The sequence below is a fragment of the Halomonas litopenaei genome (assembly GCF_017303055.1).
In the GTDB taxonomy this organism is placed as follows: Bacteria; Pseudomonadota; Gammaproteobacteria; order Pseudomonadales; family Halomonadaceae; genus Halomonas; species Halomonas litopenaei_A.
In genome coordinates this window covers 533415-558847 of sequence record NZ_JAEKJT010000003.1, presented here as the reverse complement: position 1 = coordinate 558847, position 25433 = coordinate 533415, and the positions used below count along the sequence as shown (strand labels likewise).

Annotated in this window: 14 protein-coding genes and 1 pseudogene; 14 read left to right on the top strand and 1 reads right to left on the bottom strand. The window is 60.9% G+C overall.

The genetic code is table 11. From position 1 onward, the window contains the following. Window positions 1-160 precede the first annotated feature (160 nt). The 10 genes from radC (at window position 161) to JF545_RS06330 (ending at window position 17563) form a co-directional block, all read left to right on the top strand. The gene (gene radC / locus JF545_RS06375) at window positions 161-835 is read left to right on the top strand and encodes a RadC family protein (protein WP_206940371.1); all 675 of its coding nucleotides are present in this window, start codon (window positions 161-163) and stop codon (window positions 833-835) included. A 414-nt stretch (window positions 836-1249) separates the two neighbouring features. Then, window positions 1250-1486 carry a 50S ribosomal protein L28 gene (gene rpmB / locus JF545_RS06370; RefSeq protein WP_206940369.1) on the top strand — a complete coding sequence of 79 codons (237 nt, stop codon included), beginning with the start codon at window positions 1250-1252 and terminating at the stop codon, window positions 1484-1486. A gap of 112 nt (window positions 1487-1598) precedes the next feature. After that, on the top strand, window positions 1599-1754 hold the full coding sequence (gene rpmG, locus JF545_RS06365) for a 50S ribosomal protein L33 (protein WP_016856547.1): 156 nt from the start codon (window positions 1599-1601) through the stop codon (window positions 1752-1754). A gap of 151 nt (window positions 1755-1905) precedes the next feature. Then, entirely contained in the window at window positions 1906-2769 is an 864-nt protein-coding gene (gene mutM, locus JF545_RS06360) for a bifunctional DNA-formamidopyrimidine glycosylase/DNA-(apurinic or apyrimidinic site) lyase (protein WP_206940367.1), read from the top strand. 48 nt (window positions 2770-2817) lie between these two features. Further along, complete coding sequence (locus tag JF545_RS06355; protein ID WP_206940365.1) at window positions 2818-4008, top strand: class I SAM-dependent rRNA methyltransferase; 1191 nt, start codon at window positions 2818-2820, stop codon at window positions 4006-4008. A 182-nt stretch (window positions 4009-4190) separates the two neighbouring features. After that, window positions 4191-4520, top strand: a complete 330-nt coding sequence (locus JF545_RS06350; protein WP_206940363.1) for a DUF2007 domain-containing protein — start codon at window positions 4191-4193, stop codon at window positions 4518-4520. After that, window positions 4520-4975, top strand: a complete 456-nt coding sequence (locus JF545_RS06345; protein WP_206940361.1) for an acyl-CoA thioesterase — start codon at window positions 4520-4522, stop codon at window positions 4973-4975. The genes JF545_RS06350 and JF545_RS06345 overlap by 1 nt, the downstream gene beginning before the upstream one ends. An 845-nt stretch (window positions 4976-5820) precedes the next feature. Further along, window positions 5821-7611: a ShlB/FhaC/HecB family hemolysin secretion/activation protein gene (locus JF545_RS06340; protein WP_242520701.1), complete on the top strand. Its 1791-nt coding sequence runs from the start codon at window positions 5821-5823 to the stop codon at window positions 7609-7611. Between the two features lie 44 nt (window positions 7612-7655). Further along, window positions 7656-17153 carry a DUF637 domain-containing protein gene (locus JF545_RS06335; protein WP_206940359.1) on the top strand — a complete coding sequence of 3166 codons (9498 nt, stop codon included), beginning with the start codon at window positions 7656-7658 and terminating at the stop codon, window positions 17151-17153. A 2-nt stretch (window positions 17154-17155) separates the two neighbouring features. Further along, a complete protein-coding gene (locus JF545_RS06330) occupies window positions 17156-17563 on the top strand; it encodes a hypothetical protein (RefSeq protein ID WP_206940357.1) in 408 nt (135 codons plus the stop codon). A gap of 759 nt (window positions 17564-18322) precedes the next feature. On the opposite strand, the pseudogene JF545_RS06325 reads toward JF545_RS06330, so the two are convergent. Continuing rightward, window positions 18323-19280: pseudogene (locus tag JF545_RS06325) on the bottom strand (IS30 family transposase); the annotation flags it as partial. An 873-nt stretch (window positions 19281-20153) separates the two neighbouring features. Between JF545_RS06325 and JF545_RS06320 the strand changes: the two are divergent. From JF545_RS06320 to JF545_RS06305, 4 genes are all read left to right on the top strand, one after another. Beyond that, complete coding sequence (locus JF545_RS06320; protein ID WP_206940355.1) at window positions 20154-20798, top strand: hypothetical protein; 645 nt, start codon at window positions 20154-20156, stop codon at window positions 20796-20798. Window positions 20799-21100: 302 nt separating this feature from the next. Next, window positions 21101-22216, top strand: a complete 1116-nt coding sequence (ald, locus tag JF545_RS06315) for an alanine dehydrogenase (protein WP_206940353.1) — start codon at window positions 21101-21103, stop codon at window positions 22214-22216. A gap of 165 nt (window positions 22217-22381) precedes the next feature. After that, the gene (trpS, locus tag JF545_RS06310; RefSeq protein WP_206940351.1) at window positions 22382-23416 is read left to right on the top strand and encodes a tryptophan--tRNA ligase; all 1035 of its coding nucleotides are present in this window, start codon (window positions 22382-22384) and stop codon (window positions 23414-23416) included. A 237-nt stretch (window positions 23417-23653) separates the two neighbouring features. Next, window positions 23654-25333, top strand: coding sequence for an NAD-dependent malic enzyme (locus JF545_RS06305; protein ID WP_206940349.1), 1680 nt, complete (start codon window positions 23654-23656; stop codon window positions 25331-25333). Window positions 25334-25433 lie beyond the last annotated feature (100 nt).

Genomic DNA, 25433 nt, shown 5'->3' with positions numbered 1-25433 from the left:
GTCAGACAGGCAGACAAGAAGGGCAGACAACAAGAGCTGACTAGAAAGGCTGACAAGAGGGGCTGACAAGAGAGGCTGACAACAGCGGGCGGCCAGAGGGGCGGATAACACAGGCTGACCAGAAAGCGCGGCAAGAGCGCTGTTCATAAAGGAGACAGGGATGTCGATACGGGATTGGCCTGAAGGAGAAAGGCCCAGGGAAAAGCTTTTAACCATGGGGCCCGGTGCGCTGTCAGATGCCGAGCTGCTGGCGATCCTGCTGCGCGTCGGTGTGGCAGGGCGCTCCGCCGTGGACCTGGCTCGGGATGTACTGGTGGCGTTTGGTGGCCTGCGCGCGCTGCTTGAAGCTCGCCAGCAAGAGGTCTGCGCCCAGCGCGGCCTGGGGGTGGCGACGTTCGTCCAGCTGCAGGCTGCCCAGGAGATGTCGCGCCGGCACCTTGCGAGCCACCTTGAACGGGGTCAGCCGTTGGATTCCCCCAGTCGAGTGAGGGCCTTCCTGGCCGCCCAGCTGCGCCACCTTGACCACGAAGTCTTCGCCGCGCTGTTTCTCGATAGCCAGCACCGAGTGATTCGATTCGAGGTGTTGTTCCATGGCACGTTGGACAGCGCCTCGGTGTATCCGCGAGAAGTCGCCAAGAGGGCGCTCGCTCTGGGGGCCGGAGCGCTGATCCTGTGTCATAACCATCCGTCCGGCGTTGCCGAGCCCAGCGGCGCAGATCGACGAATTACCGAACGACTGAGGGAGGCGCTGGGGCTGTTCGATATCCGTGTGCTGGATCATTTTGTGGTGGGAGACGCAGAAGTGGTGTCATTTGCCGAGCGAGGGTGGGTATAATACGCCGCGCGCAGGAACCGGGTGGTTATCGGCGGCGTCTACGACGCATGACGACACCGGGATCCTCTACCATCGACAACGCCACGCCACCGCCGTGAACGCACCCTTGCCGCTTCGATGCAACACACGAGACAGGCAACGGCGCGAACGGGATGGCGAAGCTTGGCGTAACTCTTGCCCAGGCGGCAGGGTTCTGGTATAAAGTGCACCCTTTGAATTCCCTTGGGTTGAAAGCACGGGGCTCATGACAGGGCTTGAGGTTGCTGAGGCTTGATGACTGCGGATCTGCGTCGACACCGCGCGGCGGGTTTGCGACACAGGCTGACAGGCACGCCACTTATTCAGTTAAGGTTCTCGCCCTTCCCGGTTTGCCCGACAGGTTTTGAACAACTCGCCACGCGGTTGGAGGCTCTCATGTCCAAAGTATGTCAGGTTACCGGCAAGCGCCCGGTGACTGGTAACAACGTTTCACACTCCCAGCGCAAGACACGTCGTCGTTTCTTGCCGAATCTTCACAGCCATCGCTTCTGGGTCGAGTCCGAAAAGCGTTTCGTGACTCTGCGCGTCTCTTCCAAGGGCATGCGCATCATCGACAAGAAGGGCATCGACGAGGTGCTCAGCGATATTCGTAAGCGCGGCGACGCCATCTAAGGATGTCGTCACTCGGAGCCTGTAGAGCGTAGCTCGTATCACAGGTTCCGGCCGACTTGAATGACTGGCCTGGTGTGGCGAACGTACCAGGCAGCAATCTGGGAGAATTCTCATGCGTGACAAGATTCGTCTGGTGTCCAGCGCCGGTACCGGCCACTTCTACACCACCGACAAGAACAAGCGTAACACTCCGGACAAGATGGAAATGAAGAAGTTTGATCCGGTGGTTCGCAAGCACGTGATGTACAAGGAAGCCAAGATCAAGTAAGGCTTGATCTCGCTTCCACCGCAGGCGAGCCGCCTGTCGACGAGAACCCGGCCCCGAGGTCGGGTTCTTGCGTATGAAGGTGCTGACGCGGCGCCTGGCGAGAATGTGTCGCCTGACGTCCGGATATCAGCCTCACTGCCGCAGGTGCAACATGCCCGAGTTGCCTGAAGTCGAGACGACCCGGCGCGGTATCGCTCCCCATGTGGAAGGGCGAGAAGTGCGCGAGGTGCTGGTGCGTCAGTCGCGCCTGAGAGTGCCCGTGCCCGAGACCCTTGCCGAGCGCCTGGTAGGGGCGCGGATTGGTCAGATTCGTCGTCGCGCCAAGTACTTGCTGTTGCCTGTCCTGTCTCCCTCGGATAGCGCTACGGCGGACGAGGTGGAAGCGCCCCGGGAACGGGGTACCTTGCTCTGGCACCTGGGCATGTCGGGCAGCCTGCGGATCGCTCGTCTTGGCGATCTGCCGAAGAAGCATGACCACGTCGACCTGGTGCTCGAAGGCGGCGCGATTCTGCGCTACCACGATCCTCGTCGTTTTGGCTTTGTCGATTGGCTGCGCGAGGACGAGTCTCAGGATACGCGATTGTCGCGTCTCGGCCCTGAGCCGCTATCGCCAGCGTTTGATGGCGCTCGCCTGTACGCCCTTTCCCGTGGGCGGCAAGCCGCGGTGAAGCCGTTTTTGATGGACAATACTGTGGTCGTTGGCGTGGGCAATATCTATGCCAGCGAAGCGTTGTTTCTGGCGGGAATCGACCCTCGGCGAGCAGCCGGGCGCATCGGCCGCGAGCGCTATGACAGGCTCGCCGCGGCTGCCAAGGATGTACTTGCCGCAGCCATCACCCAAGGGGGCACGACGCTGCGTGACTTTGTCAGCGGCACCGGCGAGCCAGGCTATTTCGCTCAGCGCCTCAATGTCTATGGTCGCGCTGGAGCGCCCTGTCGCCGCTGCGGCGGCGAACTCAAGCATGTGACCCTGGGGCAGAGGGCCAGTGTCTTTTGTCCTCGCTGTCAGCGCTGATAGCACTGGCACCTCCACACCTTAGATATCTTGAAGAGAGTGATCACCGTGACTCGACCGCTGCGCTTGAAAAAGAATGCCGATCGTCGCCTCAAGTCTGGCCATCTATGGCTGTATTCCAACGAGGTCGATACCACCGAGACACCGCTCAAGGCATTTGAGGTTGGCGAACAGGTCATCGTCGAAGCCGCCAATGGCAAGCCCATGGGGCTGGCCTATATCAACCCGAACTCGCTGATCTGTGCACGTATCGTGTCGCGTGATCCGAGCCAGCGCCTGGATCGCTCGCTGCTGGTGCATCGCCTCAACCAGGCGCTGGCCCTGCGTGATCGCCTGTTCGACAAGCCTTTCTACCGTCTGGTGCATGGTGAAGCCGACCTGCTGCCCGGTCTGGTGATCGATCGCTATGCCGACGTGCTGGTGGTACAGCTGAACACAGCAGGCATGGAAGCGGTGAAGGACGAGCTGCTGGATGCCCTCGACAAGGTGGTATCGCCAGGGTGTGTGGTGTTGCGCAATGACACCAGTGGCCGTCGTCAGGAAGGTCTTGGCGAAACCATTGAAGTGGTCAAGGGCGCGCTTCCCGACCAGGTGCTGCTGGAAGAAAATGGCGTGCAGTTTATCGCCCCCGTCATGGACGGGCAGAAGACCGGTTGGTTCTATGACCATCGCGTCAACCGTGCCTGGTTGAACCAGCAGGTCGCCGGCAAGCGAGTGCTGGACCTGTTCAGTTACGTCGGTGGCTGGGGTGTCCAGGCGGCGGCCCATGGCGCCAGCGAGGTCTTGTGTATCGATGCCAGCGAGTCCGCACTGGACCGCGTCGCGGAGAACGCTGCCCTCAACGGTCAGCACGAACGCGTCGCCGTCGGTCATGGTGACGCCTTCGAGGCGCTGGCCGCGCTCAAGGCAGATGGCGAGAAGTTCGACGTGATCGTGCTCGACCCTCCCGCCTTCATCAAGCGCCGCAAGGATATTGCCAACGGTGAGCGTGCCTATGCCCGCTTGAATCGCGATGCCATGCGTCTGCTGGGGCGCGATGGTCTGCTGCTGTCAGCCTCCTGCTCCATGCATCTGGCGCCGGAGCGTTTGACCGACGTCGTGCGCGGCGCAGTGCGCCATCAGGATCGCCATGGCCAGATCCTGTTCCAGGGACATCAGGGCCCGGACCATCCGGTGCATCCCGCCATTCCCGAGACCGCCTATCTGAAGGCGCTGGGCGTTCGCGTGTTTCGTGATTGAGGGCGGCGCGATACCCCCTTCCACGACGTCTGCTCCAAGGAGGGCGGGCGACATGATCGACCCTCGTTAAGGCGGGGGGATCAAGTGTCGTTCGAGTATCGATCAGGGCTTGTCCTTGTGGCGGGGTTGGGCGCATCGTGGCCAGTAAGGCTGCGGCCCTTGCAACGATAAGGATATCCGCCATGAACGACGTGCCCTGGACGATGGTCTTCTCCGACAGCAATGCCCTGATGGTGGGGCATGTACGTAACCTGCTCAATGGAGCAGGCATACCCACGGAGCTTCGCAACATGACCCTGGGGGGTGGTGCCGGCGAGTTGCCACCGCTCGAGTGTGAACCCCAGGTGTGGGTGGCCGAGCACAATCGCCAGCGCGCCGAGGCGGTCATTCATCAGGCGTTGCGCGCATCCTCGCCTGGGGGCGAGTGGCGCTGCCGGGTGTGTGGTGAGGAGCTGGAGGTCGCCTTCGATACCTGCTGGTACTGTGGTACCGAGCGCGAGGATCAGAAATAGTGTCTGTCTGCAGCCAGCCCAACTGGGACCTGCCTAATCCCTTCGTCATCGACATCCTTGTGACAGCGGATGCCATCGACCACTACGGCCACGTCAATAACGCCCAGTACCTGCGCTGGGTCGAACAGGCCAGCTGGGCACACTCGGCTCAGCTAGGTCTGACCTTGGATCACTACCGGGCGTTGGATCGTGCCATGGCGGTGCACCGCCACGAACTCGATTATCTGGCGCCAGGGTTTGAGGGCCAGCAACTGGCCATGGCGACCTGGATCGTGGCCTGTGACGCACGCCTTACCCTGACACGTCGATTCCAACTCTTCCGACCCGATGATGGGGCGACCCTGTTGCGGGCACGCACGCGCTACGCATGTATTGCGCTGTCCAGCGGTCGTCCACGTCGTCTGCCTCCTGAGTTTGTCAGCGCCTATGGGGGGGCATTGGTGGCAGAGGCTTAGAGCGTGGAACCTCGCTTTTCGGCCGAGTGCTGTCGATGCACCTGGCTATCTGCGAATACCTGTGCTGACGGCGGCGATCGTTTCTGCTTCCTGCTTTCCCTTTCCTTCTGCTTCCTGCTCTCCCTTGCCATCCGTGCTCTTGCTTATTCTCTTTCCCAGAGAGATGCGGAGTAGGTCGGCTATTTTTTGTTATTCATGCCGCGCCTCTTTAAGAGATATCGGTTTTGTTTGTAGGAAATAGTGGACAATGCTAGATGAGGCGGCATTACCTCTTTTCAGTAACTGCTTTCCTGCCCTCGGCCTTTTTATGTCAATCCTTCTATCGTTGTGCTTTTTCGCTACGACATTCATTTCTGGTGCATTTTTCCACTTTCACTCCTTGAGGTAGCATCACGCTACTGTCAACCACCTCAGCAGTGGCTGGGGGTCAATGTTAGAGACATTATGTGGCTGGCAATCTTGAGCCGAGTCACGATAGTTGTCCGCCATAACGCCGAACGAGGTGTCGCGGTAGCCGTGCTGTTGCCACGCTTCCGGATGGCCAGCCACGCAGGGTGGTGGGTGAGTTGGGTAGAAGAAAATGAAGGGAAAAAGATAACGACGCTAAGGATGGAAGCCAGGAATAGACGCTAGGGGTGGAAGTTAGAGGCGGAAGTTAGAGATAAAAAATCAAGATGGGAATGAAAGATAGAAGTCGAGATAGCAATTCGAAAAAGAAGTTAAAGGTAGCCACTTTGAGTGCGTGAATCAGCATAACAATATGACGGCTCAACGTCGTCAATAAAACGTGGAGCAGGCCAGGCCAGCGACCACGAGTCAGTGTCTCTTGCAGGGGAATCTCATAGATGATGGTGCATTGCGTCGACGCGTCTAGGCCGGGCGTGGCGTTTCTTGTTGACCCGAGGTGTTTACGCCTGATTGGCGCAACACTGTTGGCGATGGTGGCGTGCTGTCCGACCTCGGTACTCGCCCAGGTACAGCCACCGGTGTCGCTGCCTTCAGCGGTTCCACCCAATGCCACCTTCAACGAAAACTTCATTCGTGACGATCAGCAGCGCTTGCTTGAGCAGCAGCGTGAACGCCTGGATCAGCTGGAGCGCTTGCCCGGTGAGGCCGTGGTGGCTCCAGAGGTGCGCCCTGATGACGGGGGCTGCCTGGATATTCATGAGATTGAACTGGAAGGCGCGAGCCTGCTCAGCGAGAGGCAGCGAGGGCGGCTGTTGCAGCCCTATCTGGGACGCTGCCTGTCAGCAGCTGAGCTCAATGGGCTGCTGGGTGAGGTGACCCAGTGGTACCTCGAACGTGGCTACGTCACCACCCGCGCCTATCTGCCAGAACAGGACCTGACTCAGGGGCGGCTGCGGGTGGTCGTTGCCGAAGGTCGCCTGGAAGCGTTGGACAGCGGCGGAGTGCGACCTTCCCCCCGAGAAGTCTTGATGGCGTCACCCACGCGCCCGGGGGACATCCTTAATCTGCGTGATCTTGAACAGCTGATCGACCAGTTGAACCGCCTGCCATCACGCCGCGCCCAGATGGAATTGCTGCCGGGTGACGACCTGGGCGGCAGCCGCGTGCGCATCGACCCGGATGCCGGGCAAGGGCGCCCCGTGCGCGTCGCGCTGGGTCGCAGCAATGACGGCAGCCGCGAGACCGGCGAGCAGCAGTGGACCCTGGGCGGCGAGTGGGACAGCCCTCTGGGGCTGGCCGATCAGCTCAGTCTGCAGTTCGGTCACGATGTCACTGGCGCCCCCGGCATTGGCTCCAGCAACCAGTATTTGGCCTATCGGCTGCCCTGGGGGCGCTGGAACTTTCGCTATCAGTACAGCCGCAGCGACTATCGCAGCATCGCCCGCGCCGATGGGTTTCGCTTCGACCTGGACGGTGCCAGCGAGCGCCACAGCCTGTCGGCCGAGCGTCTGATGCACCGGGACCGCGTCAGCACCACCTCTGCCAGCGTCGGCGTCAGCCGGCTGAGCACGCGCAATGACCTGGACGAAACGCGCATCGAGGTCAGCAGTCAGCGTCTTAGCGAGCTGAGCCTGGGGTTGAACCATGGCCGCCGCCTCGGGCGTGGGCTGATCAACGCGGACTTGGGCTGGCACAAGGGCCTCGACATCCTGGGCGCCCAGGACGATGACGACCAGCCCGCGGGGTCGCCCAAGGCCCAGGGCGAGCGCACCACCCTGACGCTGAGCTATGCCCGACCGTTCGAGGTGCTGGGCCAGTCCCTGACCGTGACCAGCCTGGCCAGCGGCCAATGGAGCGACGATGCCCTTTACAGCCCCCAGCGGCTTAGCCTGGGCGGCCAGCACTCGGTGCGTGGTTACAAGGACCAGACCCTGAGCGGTGACAGCGGGGGGTACTGGCGCAATGAGATCAGCTGGGCCCGTCCGTTACCTGCGGAGGTCCCCCTGGTGGATCGGCTCGAGGCAAGCCTTGCCTACGATGTGGGCGTCATCCGCCACGATGACGATAGCGGCGACCAGCACGGTCGTCTCAGTGGCATGGCCCTGGGGCTTGGCGTCAGCGGCGACTACCTCAGTGCCAGTGTCACCCTGGCCAAGTCCATTGACCGTCCCGATGCCATCGATCATCGCGAAAGTCCCGTCTATTTCACCGTTCAGGCGCGCTTCTAGTGGCCGCGCCAGATACGTGCCATGCCCTCCAGGAGGGACGTTTGATGAACCCACGCCGTCCGCTGTTTCGCCATCTGGCCATCGTCATGATCAACGCCCTGTTCTGGCATCCCGTGGTGGTGCTGGCAGACGGCATCGTGGTGGCGCCGGGGGGCAACACCCGGCTCGATCAGGCGGGCAACGGCGTGCCGGTGGTCAACATCGCCACCCCCAACGACAAGGGGCTCTCCCACAACCGCTTTCGCGACTACAACGTGGACGCCCGCGGGCTCATCCTCAACAACGCTACCGGCAAGACTCAGTCGACCCAGCTTGGCGGCATCGTGGTCGGCAATGCCAATCTGCGCGGTCAGGCGGCCCAGGTCATCCTCAATGAGGTCAATGGCGGCAATCCGAGCCGACTGGCGGGCTACACCGAAGTGGCCGGCCAGGCCGCCAAGGTGGTGGTGGCCAACCCCTACGGCATCTCATGTGATGGCTGCGGTTTCATCAACAGCCCCCGGGTCACCCTGACCACCGGTGCGCCGGTGATCGAGGATGGCCGGCTGGACCACTACGCGGTGGACCAGGGGCAGGTCGCCATCGAGGGGCTGGGGCTGGACGCCCGTGAGGTGGATCAGTTCGAGATCCTTACCCGGGCCGCGGCGCTCAACGCCGAGCTGCACGCCCAGGACCTGACGATCGTCGCAGGTGCCAACGATATCGATGCCGCGAGCCTGAACGCCACGCCTCGCAGTGGCACAGGGTCCCGTCCGGCCCTGGCCATCGATTCCTCCGCTTTGGGCGGCATGTACGCCGAGCGCATCCGCCTGGTCGGTACCGACGCCGGGGTCGGCGTGCGCCTGGCCGGTGACATGGCCGCCAGTGCCGGCGACATTCGCATCACCGCCGATGGCCAGCTGAGGCTTGCCGACGCCTCGACCCCTGCGCGCCTGATCACCCAGTCCAGTGACGCTAGCTTTGGGGGTGACGTGCATGCCGACCAAGGGGCCGACATTCAGGCCGACAATGCCCTGGACATCTCTGGCCGGCTGACCAGCGGTGGGGATATCGCGCTGTCAGCGCAGCGCCTGACCACCACCGGTGATGTAGTGGCCGGCGTCCGCGGCGGACAGCGACGCGCGGGGGCTGAGCTTGCGATCACCGCCGCCACCCTGGACAACCGTGGCCGACTCGACGCCAGTGACCGTCTGGCCGCGACCTCCGGCGTGACCCACAACCGAGGCCAGATGCTGGCAAGCGAGCTGGCGCTGACGTCGCGCCAGAGTCTGGACAATGGCGGAGAGATCCTGGCGGACAGCGTGTCCCTGAACGCCACCCAGCTCACTAACCAGGGGCTGGTGGAGGGACAGCGTGTCGCGCTGACAGCGGATGTCATCGACCAGCAGGGGCGTGTTCAGGCCGATCACGCCAGCCTGAGCGCCACGCGCATCGATAATCAGGGCACGCTGTACGCCGAGCGGCTGGCGCTGTCGGCCCCGGACCTGATCAACCGTGGAGACCAGGCGACCCTGTCCGCCGGTAGCGCCCTTGAGCTCGAGACGCGACGCCTGGCCAACCTGGGCGGCTCGCTGGTGTTCGCCCCGGGGCAGGATCTGCGACTCGACCTGGAGCGCTTCAACAACCAGGGCGGGCGCGTTGTTCTGGACGGCTCGCTCAAAGGTGACATCGGTCAATGGAACAATGCCGAGGGTCAGCTGGCGGCCAAGGACATCGCCTTGAGCGCGGCCTGGGTCGATAACCGCAGTGGTCTGATCAGCGCCGAGACCGGTGCGCTGGCGCTGGCCAGCGACGGGGAGATCATCAATACCGGGGGCACGTTGCAGGCCCGTCAGGGCTCGCTGACGTTGACCGCGGCGGAACTCGACAACCAGGGCGGCAAGGCCGTTGCCGCCGGCGCCCTGAACGTGAGCCTGAGCGAAAGCCTGGATAACGCGGACGGTCGCATCAGTGCCGGGCAACTTGCCATCGTCGCCCGGCATCTCGAGAACCCAGGGGGCCAGGTGGTGGCCGACGGCGACCTGACGGCCACCCTGAGCGGCCACCTGGCCAACCGCGACGGCGGCACCTTGGGCGCCGAGCGGGTCGTGCTCACCACAGGGCAGTTCGATAACCGTGATGGCGCGCTGTTGGCAGGCGATGTGCGGATCCACAGCCAGACCCTGGACAACGCCCGGGGCATGATCAGTGCCGACGATGCTCTGGCGCTGACGGTGACCCAGGCGCTGGCCAACCGTCAGGGCCAGATTCAGGTGGTCGAGGGAGGTCTCGAGGCGCGCCTGGGCAGCCTCGACAATCAGCAGGGAACCCTGGTCGCCAGGCGGCTCAGCGTGGCCTCGCAAGGCGCCGTCGACAATCGTCAGGGGCAGCTGGTCGGCGACGAGCTGCGCCTGGATGCAGGGAGCCTGGACAATCGCCAGGACGGCCGCCTGACCGCCTCCTATCTGACGCTGGCCATCGATGACGCCCTCGATAACCAGGGCGGGGTCCTCGACGCCGACCACGGCGAGCTGCAGGTCGCGGCCCGGCGTCTGGACAATCGTGGTGGCACCCTGAGCGCCGGCCAGCTGGATCTGGACCTTGGCCTGGACCCGGACCAGGGCATCGACAATCGCGACGGCGGCCTACTGCTGGCCGATGACCTGCGCCTGACGGCCGGGTCGCTGTCCAACACCCAGGGGCGGGTACTGGGGCAGTCGCTGGTGCTGACCTTGGCGGAACTGCATAACGCCGGGGGGCTGATCAGTGCCACGCAGGCGCTGGGTCTGGCGCTGAACGGCGCGCTCGACAACCAGGGAGGACGGCTGCAGGTCACCGACGGACAGCTGCAGTTGAGCGACGCCACCCAGGTGGATAACCGCCAGGGCGTGCTGGTAGGCCAGCAGTTGTCCCTCGTCAATATCGGTCGGCTGGACAATCGACAGGGCCAGCTCGTCGCCGATGGGATCCGCGTGGCGGCGACCACCGTCGATAACACGCAGCAAGGGCTGATCAGCGCCGCCGAGACGCTGGACCTGACCGTTCAGGAGGACCTGGTCAACGCCTCGGGCACGCTGGAGGCCGCTCGGCTGAATGTCGCGGCCACCCGCGTCGACAACACCCAGGGCAGGCTGCTGGCGGACCGGATCGGGCTGAGGGCAACGACCCTTGGCAACCAGGGCGGCGCCATTCTGGCCGAGCGCGACGGCGCGGTGATCACCCTCACCGGTCAGGACGCTGCGCTTAATAACGCCGACGGTGTGATCGACGTGGCCGATGGCACGCTCGCCATCGTCGCGGCCGAGGGGGCGATCCACAATCAGGCCGGGTCGATCAGCGCCGACCGGCTCACCCTTGAGGCCGCGAGCCTTGATAACCACGACGGTCAGCTGGCGGCGGTGCAGGGCAATGCCGCCATCACGGCAGACCGGCTCGACAACCAGGCCGGCCTGCTGGCCGCCCAGGGCGGCGAGCTGACGCTGGACATCGCCACCGTCGACAATCGCGCAGGCCGTCTGCAGGGCGACGGCGTCCGCCTGACCGGGGCGCGCCTCGATAACCGTCAGGGCACGCTGACCGCGGTGGAGCGTGACCTGGAGGTGCAGCTCAGCGGAGCGCTGGATAACGGCGACGGACGAATGCTGGCCAATGGCGTGCTGGGGGTGGACAGCGCGGCCCTGACCAACCTGGGCGGTCAGCTGGCCGGTCGTGGTCTCAGCCTGACCACCGGCATGCTCGACAACCAGCAAGGCCTGGTCGAGTCCAGCGCCGCGCTGAGCGTTGACGTCGATGGCCTGGTCAATGGCGGCGGCACGCTAAGAAGCCTGTCTGGTCAGACGACGACCCTCAGCGCGCGTCAGCGCCTGGACAACCGTGGCGGCGTGATCGAGCTGGGGAGCCGCGACGCCCGTGTGAACGCTGCGGATATCGACAACCGCGATGGAACGCTACGCCATGATGGTGACGGGGTGGTGCAGCTGGTGGCCGAGCAGTTGGCCAACCTCAACGGCCGCCTTCAGGGAACCGGTGGCGTCAGTGCCGAGCTTGGCCGTGTCGAGGGGGTAGGGCAGTGGCAGGCCAATGGTCCGCTGGTCCTCGCCAGTGACGCCGCGCTGAGCGTCGGCCAAAGCGAGCGTCTGTCCAGCGCCATGGCCTTGAGCCTACGGACGGCGGGGCTGGTCAATGCCGGTCTGGTGGCGGCCAACGACAGCCTGACCCTGACGCTGGACGGCGCGCTGAACAATACCGGGCAGCTGTCGAGCCAGGGCCGTCTGGAGGTGACCGCCACCGGCCTGACCCAGGACGGCGGGCGCATCGCCAGTGCCGGCGACGCTTCCTTCCGCTTGAGCGGTGATGTGACCAACCTGGGACGCCTGACCAGCCAGGGCGACATGACCCTGAGCGCGGCCTCGCTCGATAACCAGGGCACCCTGGGCAGCCTGGGCGACCTGCGCCTGGATAGCGCCAGCATCACCAATGCCCCCGATACCCTGCTGTTCGCCGGTGGCGACATGACGCTGCATACGCAGCAGCTGTTCAACCGCTATGGAGACATCTATAGCCGGGGCGACCTGACCCTGGCACGCAACAGCGCCTTGGCCAAGGCGGACCGGCTGGAAAACCGCTCCGGCACCATCGAGGCCGAGGGGGATATGACGGTCGCGGTGAGCAATGTCACAAATACCGTTGATGCGTTTTCTACAGAGCAACAGCTGGTAGGTCGTGAAGTTTCGGGCACTCAGTACGAAGTTCGTATGTATCGCAAAACGGTGGACCACGACGGCCATGATGGGAGCGGAGCGACAGAAACCATCACGCTTCTGGGCACTATCGATCATTTCGGTGAATACCAGCTCGTTGAGCGCTTCGAAAATAGTGTCAGCCTGGAGTCCGCTGCTGCCGAAATAGTGGCCGGGGGTAATGTCACGTTGCTCACCGATGAACTGGTGAATGATGCCAGTATCATCGCTGCCAACGGCGATGTGGTGATTCGTACTGACACCTTGGAAAATACCGGCCGGTCCAACACCTTGGTCGAAAAAACCACCGTGTTGGCAACGGACGAAGACGCACTAGCCTGTACAAAGAGAGAAAACTTTAATCGCTGCATGGGCTATAGCGGCAGCGGTGGCCGTTTCTATCGATTGTTCATTGATGAATCCAACTCTCGATTCGATAGCTGGAATACAACGAGTGGATTTGATAGCAGCAACACGCTTCTTCCTCTTCCTTTTCTCACTGATGATGTGGTCAAGGTCAGCGAGGTGGAAACCCGCACCATTCTCCCTGGTGGTGCTCCCGCCGTGATTTCCGCCGGTGGCCGTGTCTCCATTACCGCCACCGAGCAACTCCATAACGGAGATATCCAGGAACATACCCTGGCCCAGTTGCAGGGGCGTCTTGGTGATGCGGCGACCCAGGGGCCGGTTTCCACGCTGTCCATGACCCTGGGCCGTGATGCCGACCAGGCCAGTGCCCAGGGGCTGAACGCGCCATCGCGAGTGGACCGCAGTGGTGCCAGCCGCGATGCGTCGCTGGTGGATATCGGCGCAACGCCAAGCACCGCTGGCGGGGGGCTTGACGGTGCACTGGACGCCAGCGTGGGCGCTGGCTTTGACGCGGGAGGCGGCGTCTGGGTCTTCGACGACGCGCCCTTCCTGCGGGTCGATATCGCGCAGACGCCGTCCTTCCGGCTGCCGGAAGGTGACTATGGCCTGTTCGTGCGCGCCCCCGAGGCCCAGGGGCGCTATCTGGTCGAGACCAACCCGGAATTCACCAACCTCGAGCAGTGGCGCGGTTCCGACTACCTGCTCGACAAGCTCGGCTACACCGACGACGAGGCCTATCGGCTGCTCGGCGATGGTCGCTATGAATCCCGGCTGATCCGCCAGGCGGTGTTGGCCACTACCGGCCAACGCTATCTCAGTGAGGGGCTGGGCGATGACTACGCCCAGTATCGCTACCTGATGGATAACGCCCTGGCCTCGAAGGACCGTTTGTCCCTGGCGTTGGGGGTGGGCTTGAGCCCCGAGCAGGTGGCGGCGCTGACCCACGACATCGTCTGGCTGGAGGAGCGTCAGATCGACGGCCAGACGGTGCTCGCGCCGGTGCTGTACCTGGCCAACCTGGACAGCCGAGACGTGCGCGGTGGTGGGGTGATCCAGGGCCGTGACATCGACCTGATCAGCGGCGGTGACTTGGTCAACGTCGGCACCCTGCGCGCCACCCACGATCTTAATGCCTACGCTGCTGGGTCAGTGTTGCAGGGCGGCCTGGTCGAGGCCGGAGACGCCCTGACCCTCACCGCCCGCGACGATATCCGCAACGCCATGGGGGGACAGATTCGCGGCGATCGGGTCAGCCTGACGGCCCTTGAGGGGGACGTGGTCAACGACCGCCTAAGCGTGGCGGCTGGCACCTCACGGGACTATCGCAGCTATCTCGACCAGGGCGGCAGCATCAGCGCCCGCGATCAACTCGACATCCAGGCCGGGCGTGACGTGATCAATCGTGGCCGCCTGACAAGCGGTGCTGACCTGTCCGTGACCGCCGGTCGTGACATCGTGGCCGGAGCCGTGGTGGACGTCAGCCATTGGCAGGATGCCCGTGGTCGCGATTATCAGGACAGCGCCACGACGCTCGGCTCAACCACCACCGCCGGGGGCGATCTTACCTGGCAGGCCGGACGGGATATCGCGATCGACGCCAGTCAGGTCTTAAGCGGTGATGACCTGGTGCTGGCCGCCGGGCGCGACATGGCCATTGTCTCTGGCGAGGACCGCGGCGCCAGCCGCGACGTCAGTCGTCGCCAGATCACCACCGCCGATAACGTGACCCAGGTGGGCAGTACTCTTGAGGCGGGAGGCAGTGCGAGCCTTAGCGCCGGAGGCGATATCGGCCTGCTCGCCAGCCGCGTCGAGGCCGGCGAGGGGCTGGGCCTGGTCGCCGGCGGCGACATCACCCTGGCGTCTGCGGCCAACTCCAGCGAGAGCCACACCCGCAAGCCCAACAAGACCTACGACACCCGCACGGTGCGTCAGCAAGGCAGCGAGTTGGCGGCCGGCACCGACCTGACGGTGGCCGCCGGGGGCGATCTCACCCTGGTGGCAAGCACCGCCAGTGCCGGTGATGAGGCGTATCTGTATGCCGGTGGTGACGTGGCCCTGCTGGCCGCCAACGACGAGGATTACTCCCGCTACGAGAAGAACGAGAGAGGTGGCCTGTTCGGCGGTGACAAGCATCGTCTCGATGAAGTGCAGGACCTGCGCGCCCAGGGCAGCGAGATTGAAAGCGGTGGTGATCTGATCATCGCAAGCGACGGCGACCAGACCTATGAAGGCGCCCGACTCGATGCGGGCAACGACCTGGTGCTGGACAGCGGCGGCGAGATCACCTTCGCCCATGCCCGCGACCTGCATAGCGAGACCCACGAGAAGAGCTCGAGCAATGCCGTCTGGCAGTCGGCCAAGGGCGAAGGCGAGACCGTCGAGACCCTGCGCCAGAGTGAGCTGGTGGCCCAGGGGGAGCGGATCATCCGCGCCGCCCAGGGCGTCAACGTCGACATCGAGCAGGTCGATGAACAGAGCATCCACCAGACCATCACCGCCATGGTCGAGGCCGACCCGAGCCTAGCCTGGCTGGCCGAGATGGAAGCCCGTGGCGACGTCGACTGGCGCGAGGTCAAGGCCCTCCATGACCAGTGGGACTATGACCACTCGGGTATGAGCGCCGCCGCGCAGCTGGTGGTGGCGATTGTGGTGGCCTACTTCACCGCAGGGGCGGCCAGTGAGCTAGTGGCCGCTGCCGCGAGCAGCGCGGGAGCCAGTGCCGCCGCTGGCACTGCCTGGGCCGCGGCCACGACCACCACTGCAGCGGGCTGGGCCAATGCGGCCGCCACCGCCGCCTTGACGGGCATGGCCAGCAACGCCGCTGTCAGCACCATCAATCAACAGGGGGACCTGGGCGAGGCCTGGGGCGACGTCACCTCCAGTGATGCCCTGCGTGGCTACGCCGTGGCGGGCGTGACCGCCGGGCTGACCAGCGGCCTGTACGACGGCTGGACCGGCACCCAGACCGGCACCACCACCGGCTTTCCTAATAGCGGGACCGTCACAGGCGCCCCCCTTGGCACCTGGCAAGGGGCGGGCCAGTTCGGCGCCAATCAGCTGTTGCAGAACACCACCTCCGCGCTGCTGGACCGGGCGCTGGGCGGCGACGCCGAGCTGGGTGACGCGCTCCAGGCGAGCCTGGCCAACACCTTAGCCGCCGCTGGCTTCAACGCCATCGGCAATACCTCCCTTGAAAACGGCAGCCTCAACAAGGCTGCCCTGCATGCCGTCATGGGCGGCCTGGCCGCCGAAGCCGCAGGCGGTGACTTCACCACCGGCGCACTCGCCGCCGGGGCCAACGAGCTGCTGGTCGACAAGCTCGCTGGAGAGTACAGCGACCTGAACCAGGCCGATAAAGGCCGGCTGCTGGTAATGAACTCCCAGATCATCGGCGTGATCGCCGCCGAGATCGCTAGCAATGACGACAACGAGCTGCAGATCGGCGCCCAAGTGGCGAGCAGTGCGACGCAGTATAACCGGCTGCTGCATCCGCAGGAGCGGGAGGTTCTGGCAGACCGGTCTCGCGAGCTAGCAGCGGAGCGGGGTGAACCTAGTGTTGGTGACCTGAGCTGGGACGATATGTTCGCGTTGGTCTCTGGCTCTCAGTTGGATGCTAGCCAAACCACCGCCTTCAGTGACTTGCTCGCCAGCTTGGACACATCCAGCAATGCAAACAACCCACAGTATGCTCGTTTTCTGGATGACCTTCAGGTCGCACAGGCCGCCTACAATGAAATAAGGCAACAGTACGTTGGTCAGCCGCTCAGGTGGAGTGATGGAGAAGTTATCGTCGCTCACGGTGAGCCAGTGATCATGTTCCAAGCCAGCGAGGCCCAGTACCAAGATGGCAGCCTGTTTGGAGCGGTGGATTCCAGCTACTGGGGAAGTGGGCTCGACTCACCGTATAGTCTGGGAGCAACTGTCCACCACCAGGGCGAGATGGCTTCGATTGGCAGCGCTGGCTCCGCCGATACCACCAGGGTGTATGATCAGGCCTACTGGAGTGCCATGGGGGGCGGCGCTGAAGTCGACACCACCGATGTTGACATTGTACTGACGCTATCGGGTGGTGGTGTTGCAGCCAAGGCTGCGGCGTCGGGGATTAGAAGGTTGCTGCAGTCGCGGGTATCGGGGGCGGCGGGTGTTTCACTAAGACAGACTGTTGATGATTTGCTCTCTCAAGGCTCTCGATTGCCAAGTACTGGTGGAAAGAGCATTCAGTTCCAGAAAAATGGTGGGTATGACAGGGCAAATGCTGACTTTGACTCGCTTGGTCTGAGTAATGTTCGAGAGATTTCTATGCCCTCCGGTGGGTCTGGAAGAGTTGGGACATTGTCAGATGGACGAAAGGTTGTAGTACGCTCGAGAAGTTCAGAGAGAATTCCAGGGCATTTTAGTCAGCCAACTCTTGAGATTCAAAATCTTGATCGAACACGAATTAAAATTAGGTATTAGTCGTGAAGAAAAGAACTCACCATAGAATCCCTCTTGAGCTTCCTTCTGTGATTGACTTTGTTTCGTTACAGTTGGATGAGCGTGGGTGTAGAGTTTGTGTGGCCGAGCTTGGTAGTGGTCATCGACAAATTTTTGAAGTTGATTTTGGTTATTCTAATTTGGCAGTTAGAAGTATGGACGAAGGAAGTTACTTGTCCATGTCTTGGGATGTGGAAGAAAGTGACGAGCCAATAGGGCCTATAGTTATTGTAACAGGATCGGATTTCCTTGACTGGTTCCAAGAGCAAAGTTGCGGTGTTTACTTGGAAGACAGCATTATCCATGTGGCTGTGTTGACTCAGAATGACTGGGTTGAGGTACTATGCACTGAAATGCCAGTAGTTCGCACTATTTCTTCTCAAGATGCCTAAGATTGATGATGGTCGGGAAATAAGATTGAACTCAGATGGGGAGATTAAGAGATTTATCGATTGATAGAATATGAAAGACTCTTTTGAAGCTGTTGTAGAAGGCGTCGAAATACAAGATCTAGGTAAGCTTATGCAACACTTGTGGAGTAAATCACGTGAACCGTTTGAGGTTTCGCTATTTGATGGGGAAAAATGCGAATACTATAGTGGTTTCACTGATGAAATTGTTTATAAAATGGAGAGGTGTGAGGAAAGCATTTATATTTCTACAGTGATTCGAGAGTTAGAGATCTCGGATAATCTCACGTTGTCTATTGTTTTTATAAGATTTTTTTTGTTAGTTGTAATAGTGTGGCTCGCATTGACATGAATATGTTTTTTGAATGTGAGTGGTGTGAGTTAGACATATATATGACTGAAATTAAAGAGATATTGCTGTCAATTTCGACTTTCGTTAAAGTTGACGAATTCTTTGGCGGGCTGGAGCCTGCTAGCGATATCAGAACGAGATATTTCACAGTGACCGAACTAGGTCCTTTAGCTTTAAATAGTAGAGCAATAGATTAGGGAGGATGCAGTTTTTGCGTACAACACGATCAATGGATCGATTGAGGACCTCATAGTACTTCGCCCTCTGCCCACTGATCATCCTGGAGTCATAGAATAACCGCAGTACTTTGGGGCCGGCAGGTAGATGTCAAGTCCCGGATGATTAATGACTTGGCGGATACAGTTTCTGAGTGCAGCACGATCAATGGTTGATGGAGGAGCTTCATGGTACTTCGCCATTAGCTCACTCATCATTTCAATGGGGCACTTGAAGTCGAAACGTTTCCGTGGACGCATGTTCAGCTCCAGCGCGATGTCATCCAGGTCCTGCTGTCTGTAGATCGATAGGTCCGTCCCCTTGGGCAAGTACTGTCGTATGAGCCCATTGATGTTTTCGTTGGCGCCTCTTTGCCACGGACTGTGTGGGTCACAGAAATAGATGGCAACGCCAGTATTCTGTGCCGTGTCATTTCGTGCCCCTGGTCAAATGTCATGCTTTTCCGTGCCGCCAGTGGCATGAGGTTCAGTGCAGCGCTGAAACTTTCCACGGCGGAGGTGGCGGTCGCATCATCCATTTTCACCAGGATCAGGTAGCCGCTTTTCAGTTCGACAAGGGTACCAGCAGCGGATACATTGCCCTTGCCTTTGATCAGGTCGCCTTCCCAGTGCCCAGGAAATTCACGTTTTTCCACCTCGGGAGGACGAAGATGAATGCTGACCATATCAGGGATCTGATTACGCCGATCGACCTGCCCTCGCCGAGGCTTTCGGGTGGACTTTCCTTGCCGTAAGCAGTGGATCAGCTCTTTTCGTAGCTCGCCAACGGGCAACGCATAGATAGCGTTGTAAATTGTTTCACGGCGACGTAGGCGTCTCGGAGGTTAGGGATAGTCATATACTTGAGCTTGCCGCTGATCTGCTCGGGAGACAAGCGTCGACGCAACATGTGCTGAATCAAGGCGAAGCGGGGGCTTTCAGAAAGCAGCTTTCGCCTTGGCCGACAGACGGCCCTGCGATCTCGGCGACGCTGTTGTGCATATGGTACACGGTATCGGCCATCGGGCGAGCCGTTTCGACGGATTTCCCGACTAATCGTCGACGGAGACCGCTGGAGCAGAGCCGCCATCTTCCGGATGCTCAAGCCTTGCTCGAGGCTAACCTGGATCATGGCGCTTTCTTCAGTGCAGAGTCCGGATTAGGCCATAAATACAACACCTTCCCGGTTTGGTCAGGTGTTGCACTCAGAATTTGCGGCTAAGCTTTCTTGGTAAATAGCTCCGGGCGCTTCTTCTGCCAGTCCTTCATTGCATCTACCGGAGTCTGGAGCATTTGGCGACGCCCTTCATGCCACCAAGGACCTCAATGCCTGTGCGGTTGAGACAGGGCTGCCTGGTTTAGACCGGCGACGCCCTGAACCATACCGTCAGCGATGATGTTTGCATTAATTAGCGGCCTTACGCTTCACAGTCTAGCGTTTCACGGTAGGTTTGTTTCTTATGTCATCCTCTTGATGGCTGCACTATAGCCTGTGCAGCGCGGGAGGGGGGCACTTCAAGATAGTGTGATAGTTATCTTTTTTTCGCCCACCAAAGGGCGAGCTAGGATATCGGTTTAAATGACTCTGTTCTGCTTTTTCTTTGATTGCTCGATAGTGACTAACGTGGTTCGTTCGAATGCTGGATTCAGGATAATTCTGCCTGGTAACCCCTCGGTTAATTGTCGTACTTTGAGCTTGCTGTCGACAGGGGGGGGGCAGGGCGCGACCGCCTCAGCTCTATGATGGCGGAGGCAGTGATGTTGCTCGATCGATAGGACGCCAGCTGCTAATGCTAATGGCGGATGGCTGTGTCTCTATTATCGTATCGGCATGAAAAAAGCAGGTGTGACATCACATTGTGCGTGCCACAGGCGGAGTCTTTGTGCGCAGGTGTTGACCTTAGAACCTGCGGCTAAGCTCTTTCGGTAGTAGCTCTGCCTTGATCAACGCTTAGGTTATCTTTTGTTGAAAATAACAATGTTCTGGAGTGTGAAGATGCGATGTATGGTTTGGTTGATGTTGGCCTTGGCGCTTGTGGGGTGCTCCGCCAGTCCGATGAAAATGGATGTACATAATTTGCATGAATCGGAGTCGGTGATTATTCATGATTCTAGGCCGGCTTCAGAGTCAGAGTTGGAAACCTTCAGTTATCTAGTGACAAGCGATGCCTACGGTATATACCGTGTGAATCATGATGCGACAGACCCGTCTCCGTTAAGGCTGTTTCAGCATATGGCATTTGATGCTATTTCGCCTGACGAGGATGCTGTTGAAATCAAGGTTCATCATTTTGTTATCTATTCGAATATGCGAAAGGCGCTAAAAGCTCAGGCAGCAGGTAGTGTTTTCGGGCTTATCGGTGCAGCCGTAGCGACATCGATGATGAACCATGAGGCGGATTTTAGCTTCACGGTCATGGACCAGAATGAGTTTGAAGAATATTTCTCAGGTGAGGAGTATTTAAGGGGCGTGTACTCGGAGGAGGAAAACCCCAACGATGCATCGATATTTATTATTTATATTGATGCTGAGGTGAATGGAGTGAGGCGTTTTATCAGGAGTGTCTATCCACTAGTAGCAACAGACGAAAGCCAGCCCCTGGAGATGGCGCTAAAAGATACGATCAAGGCGTTTCTTGCCCTTTACTAAGTGAAGGTGTGAGCAGAAGCCGAAGAACCTCTCCACCCTCTTGAAGTGCCCCCCTCCCAGCTCGCTGCCACGCCGTGACGTTCGGGAGGGGGCTGCGCTCCTCCCCCCCCAGCCTTGCCAGTCTGTCTTGCTGTTTAACCCTCTGACGGAAGAGGGTTGTTTTGCCTGGTCGCTGTCTTTTTAAGGATTTTTCCGTTTTTGATGGGGCGCTTCCACCGCAAAAAAATCTTGTGCTTCACTGGTGATGAAGAGAAAAGCACTACAGGTGCTCGCTATCGTTATCACGTGTGGAGAACGCCATCATGCAGATCGCCGTACCCAAGGAAATCAAGAACCATGAGTACCGTGTCGCGCTGACGCCTAGTGGTGCGCGGGAATTGAGCGAGCGTGGTCATCAGGTGGTGGTCCAGTCCGGTGCCGGTGACGGTGCTGGCTATAGCGATGATGCCTACATCGCCGCCGGTGCCTCCATCGAGGCCGACGTCGAGGCCTTGTTTCAGGCGGCGGAGCTGATTCTCAAGGTCAAGGAACCGCAGCCGGAAGAGGTGGCTCGGCTAGGACCCCAGCATACCCTGTTTACCTATCTGCATCTGGCTGCCGAGGAAACCCTGACCAAGGGTCTGCTGGACAGCGGAGCTACTTGCATCGCCTATGAAACCATTACCGCTGCCCAAGGCGGGCTCCCGCTGCTGGCCCCGATGAGCACTGTTGCAGGACGTATGGCGGTACAGGCGGGTGCCCATAGTCTGGAGAAGGCGCAGGGTGGAGCTGGCGTGCTATTGCCAGGCGTGCCAGGCGTCGCTCCGGCCCGGGTCACCGTGATTGGTGGTGGTGTCGTCGGCGAAAACGCGGCCCGTATGGCGCTGGGTCTAGGCGCCGAGGTGACTGTGCTGGACAAGTCGATTCCCCGCCTGGAAACACTGGATGACCGCTATCAAGGGCGCATGAAAACGGTGTTCTCCTGCGCCGATGCGCTGGATGAGGCGGTGCGCGAGTCCGATCTGATCATTGGTGCGGTGCTGGTGCCTGGGGCGGCAGCTCCGAAGCTGATTACCCGGGCCATGCTGGCCGACATGAAGCCTGGTGCGGTGCTGGTCGACGTGGCCATTGACCAGGGGGGATGCTTCGAGACCTCGCGGCCGACCACCCACGCGGCGCCCACCTATATTGTCGATGGCGTCGTGCACTACTGCGTGGCCAATATGCCGGGTGCGGTCGCGCGCACTTCGACCCAGGCGTTGACCAATGCCACGCAACCCTTTGTGGTAGCACTGGCGGATAAGGGATGGCGCCGCGCGCTGGCGGAAGACCGCCATTTTGCGGCGGGGCTCAACGTGCACGACGGCAAGCTGACCTATGCGGCTGTGGGCGAGGCGTTCTCACTTCCTGTGGTCAGTGTCGACAGCGTTCTAAGCTGACGGGCTGCGCTGTTCCCGATGGGCAGAGCTCGCCGCTCCACTGGCGAGCCCTGAGCATGTCCACTGCGTCGCTGCTGGCAGCACGACGCAATGTGGCCGGGCAGGTCGCCATCGTTCGGCCTTGGCGTTACCATAGCGGGCATTTGCCGATACAGAGTGTCGTTCATGTCCGCTACTTCCGCAGCCTCCGACAAGACCCGGGTTCTCACCGGTATTACCACGACCGGTACGCCTCATCTGGGCAATTATGTTGGTGCCATCAAGCCTGCCATCGAAGCCAGTCTCGATCCGAGCGTCCAGTCCTATTATTTCCTGGCCGACCTGCATGCCTTGATCAAGTGTCAGGATCCCCAGCGGGTTCAGCAATCACGCCTGGAAATCGCAGCGACCTGGATGGCTCTTGGGCTCGATACCGACAATGCCATCTTTTATCGGCAGTCCGACATTCCTGAGATTCCCGAGCTGACCTGGATGCTGTCCTGCGTCTGCGCCAAGGGCTTGATGAACCGCGCACATGCCTACAAGGCCGCCGTGGCAGACAATGAAGAGGCGGGCAACCAGGACCCGGACAAGGGCGTCACCATGGGCCTGTTCGGTTATCCGGTGCTGATGGCTGCGGACATTCTCATGTTCCAGGCCAATCGTGTGCCGGTGGGGCGTGACCAGATTCAGCACATTGAAATGGCGCGTGACATGGCTGGCCGTTTCAATCACCTGTACAAAGGAGACTTCTTCACGCTGCCCGAGGCGGTGGTGGATGAGCGCGTGCAGGTGCTTGGTGGACTCGACGGACGCAAGATGTCCAAGAGCTACAACAACACCATTCCGCTGTTTGTGCCTGAGAAGAAGCTTCTGAAGCTGGTGCGCAAGATCAAGACCAATTCGCTCGAGCCCGGCGAGCCGAAAGACCCCGACAGCTGTACGCTGTTTCAGATCTACTCTGCGTTTGCCAGCGAGTCCGATACTCAGGCCATGCGAGACGATTACGTCGCCGGTATCGGCTGGGGCGATGCCAAGAATCGCGTTTTCGAGCTGCTCAACGAGCAGCTGCGCGAGCCTCGGGAGCGTTATCACGCCCTGATGGAAGACCCAGGCCACATCGAGTCAGTGCTGAAGAAGGGCGCTGAGCGTGCCCGGGCCGAGGCGGCTCCCTTGATGGACCGCCTGCGCATTGCCTCAGGCCTTGGCCGCTTCGTCTGACGCCGCAAGGGATGCTGGCTCCGGCCCACGGGGGCAGCATCCTTATGGTCGGCCTCCTGGGGTCTGAGCCAAACTGCGCATGACTGTCCCCTAGCACCACCGCTTTTCCTGGGGCCTGCTCGCTGGCGTGCTAGAGTGGGCACAAAGGGTACCGCAAGAGTACTCGGACTCGACCGAGCCCCCTGAGAAGGGCGATTGACAAGAGTCCCTTGACCGAGTCACCAAACGAGACGAGAGATGAGCACAGAACCTAAGCGTCCCCTCTATATTCCCTACGCTGGCCCCTCTCTGTTGGAGATGCCGCTGCTCAACAAGGGTAGTGCCTTCACCCAGAAGGAACGTCTGCAGTTCAACCTGATTGGCCTGTTGCCACAGAACGTCGAGACCATCGACGAGCAGGTCGAGCGCGCCTATCACCAGTACCAGCAGTGCCAGAATGATCTGGACCGCCATATCTATCTGAGGGCGATTCAGGACGATAACGAGACGCTGTTTTTCCGCTTGGTGTCCGGCCATCTCGAAGAGATGCTGCCGATCATCTACACCCCCACGGTCGGCAAGGCCTGTGAGGAATTCTCCAATATCTATCGCAACCACCGGGGCCTTTTCATCTCGTACCCGGATCGCGAGTACATGGATGACATCCTCAGAAGTGCCACCAAGGATAACGTCAAGGTGATCGTGGTCACCGACGGCGAGCGCATCCTGGGCCTGGGGGATCAGGGCATCGGCGGCATGGGCATTCCCATCGGCAAGCTGTCGCTGTACACCGCCTGTGGCGGCATCAGCCCCGCCAATACCCTGCCGATCATGCTGGACGTAGGGACCAACAACCAGCAGCTGCTGGATGACCCCCGCTATATGGGCTGGCGTCATCCGCGCATCAGCCAGGAAGAGTACGACGAGTTCATCGAGACCTTCATGCAGGCGGTGAAGCGTCGTTGGCCCAAGGTATTGCTGCAGTTCGAGGATTTTGCCCAGGCCAACGCCATGCCGTTGCTGGAGCGTTATCGCGACGAGATGTGCTGCTTCAATGACGATGTCCAGGGCACCGCTGCGGTCTGCGTGGGGACATTGATGGCAGCATGCCAGGCGCGTGGCGAAGGCATGGCTCGTCAGCGGGTCGTCTTCGTGGGTGCCGGTTCTGCCGGCTGCGGGATTGCCGAGATGGTGGTCGTGGCGATGATGGCCGAAGGGCTGACCGAGTCCCAGGCCCGTGAGCGCGTCTACATGGTCGATCGCGAGGGCCTGGTCACCGATGATCAGACCTGGCTGAGAGACTTCCAGCGGCGCCTGGCACACCCCGCACAGTCAGTCGAAGGTTGGAACGGCCAGGACCTGCTGGAGGTGGTCAAGCAGGTGCAACCGACGGTGCTGCTTGGTGTGTGCGGACAGAAGGGCATCTTCACCGAACAGGTGGTGAAGGCGATGCATGCCAACTGCCAGATGCCGCTGATCATGCCGTTGTCGAACCCGACCTCCCGTGCTGAAGCGGTGCCCGCTGACGTGCTGGAGTGGACCAACGGTGATGCGCTGGTCGCCACCGGCAGTCCTTTCGCCCCGGTCGAGATCAACGGCCGCACCATTCCCATTGCCCAGTGCAACAATGCCTACATTTTCCCAGGCATTGGCCTTGGAGTGGTGGCCAGCGGCGCCCGCAGGGTCACCGACGCCATGTTGATGGCCGCCTCCCGTGCGCTGGCGCGTGAAGCCCCGATCGTCAAGGAAGGCGAGGGCGCCATGCTGCCGCCGCTGTCGCGTATCCGCGAGATCTCCAAGTCCATCGCCTTCGACGTCGCGGCCCAGGCCCAGCATGAAGGGGTGGCGTTGAAAAGTGACGGCACCAAGTTGCGTCGGGATATCGAGAAGAGCTGCTGGAGTCCGAATTACAGGGACTATCGGCGTCGCGCCTTCTAATCATCCCGCACGTCAACACCACACGAGGAACCCTGCCGGTCGGCAGGGTTCTGTGTTTTTAGCTGCAGCTTCCAGCCTGCCGCTAGCGGCACAGACAAAA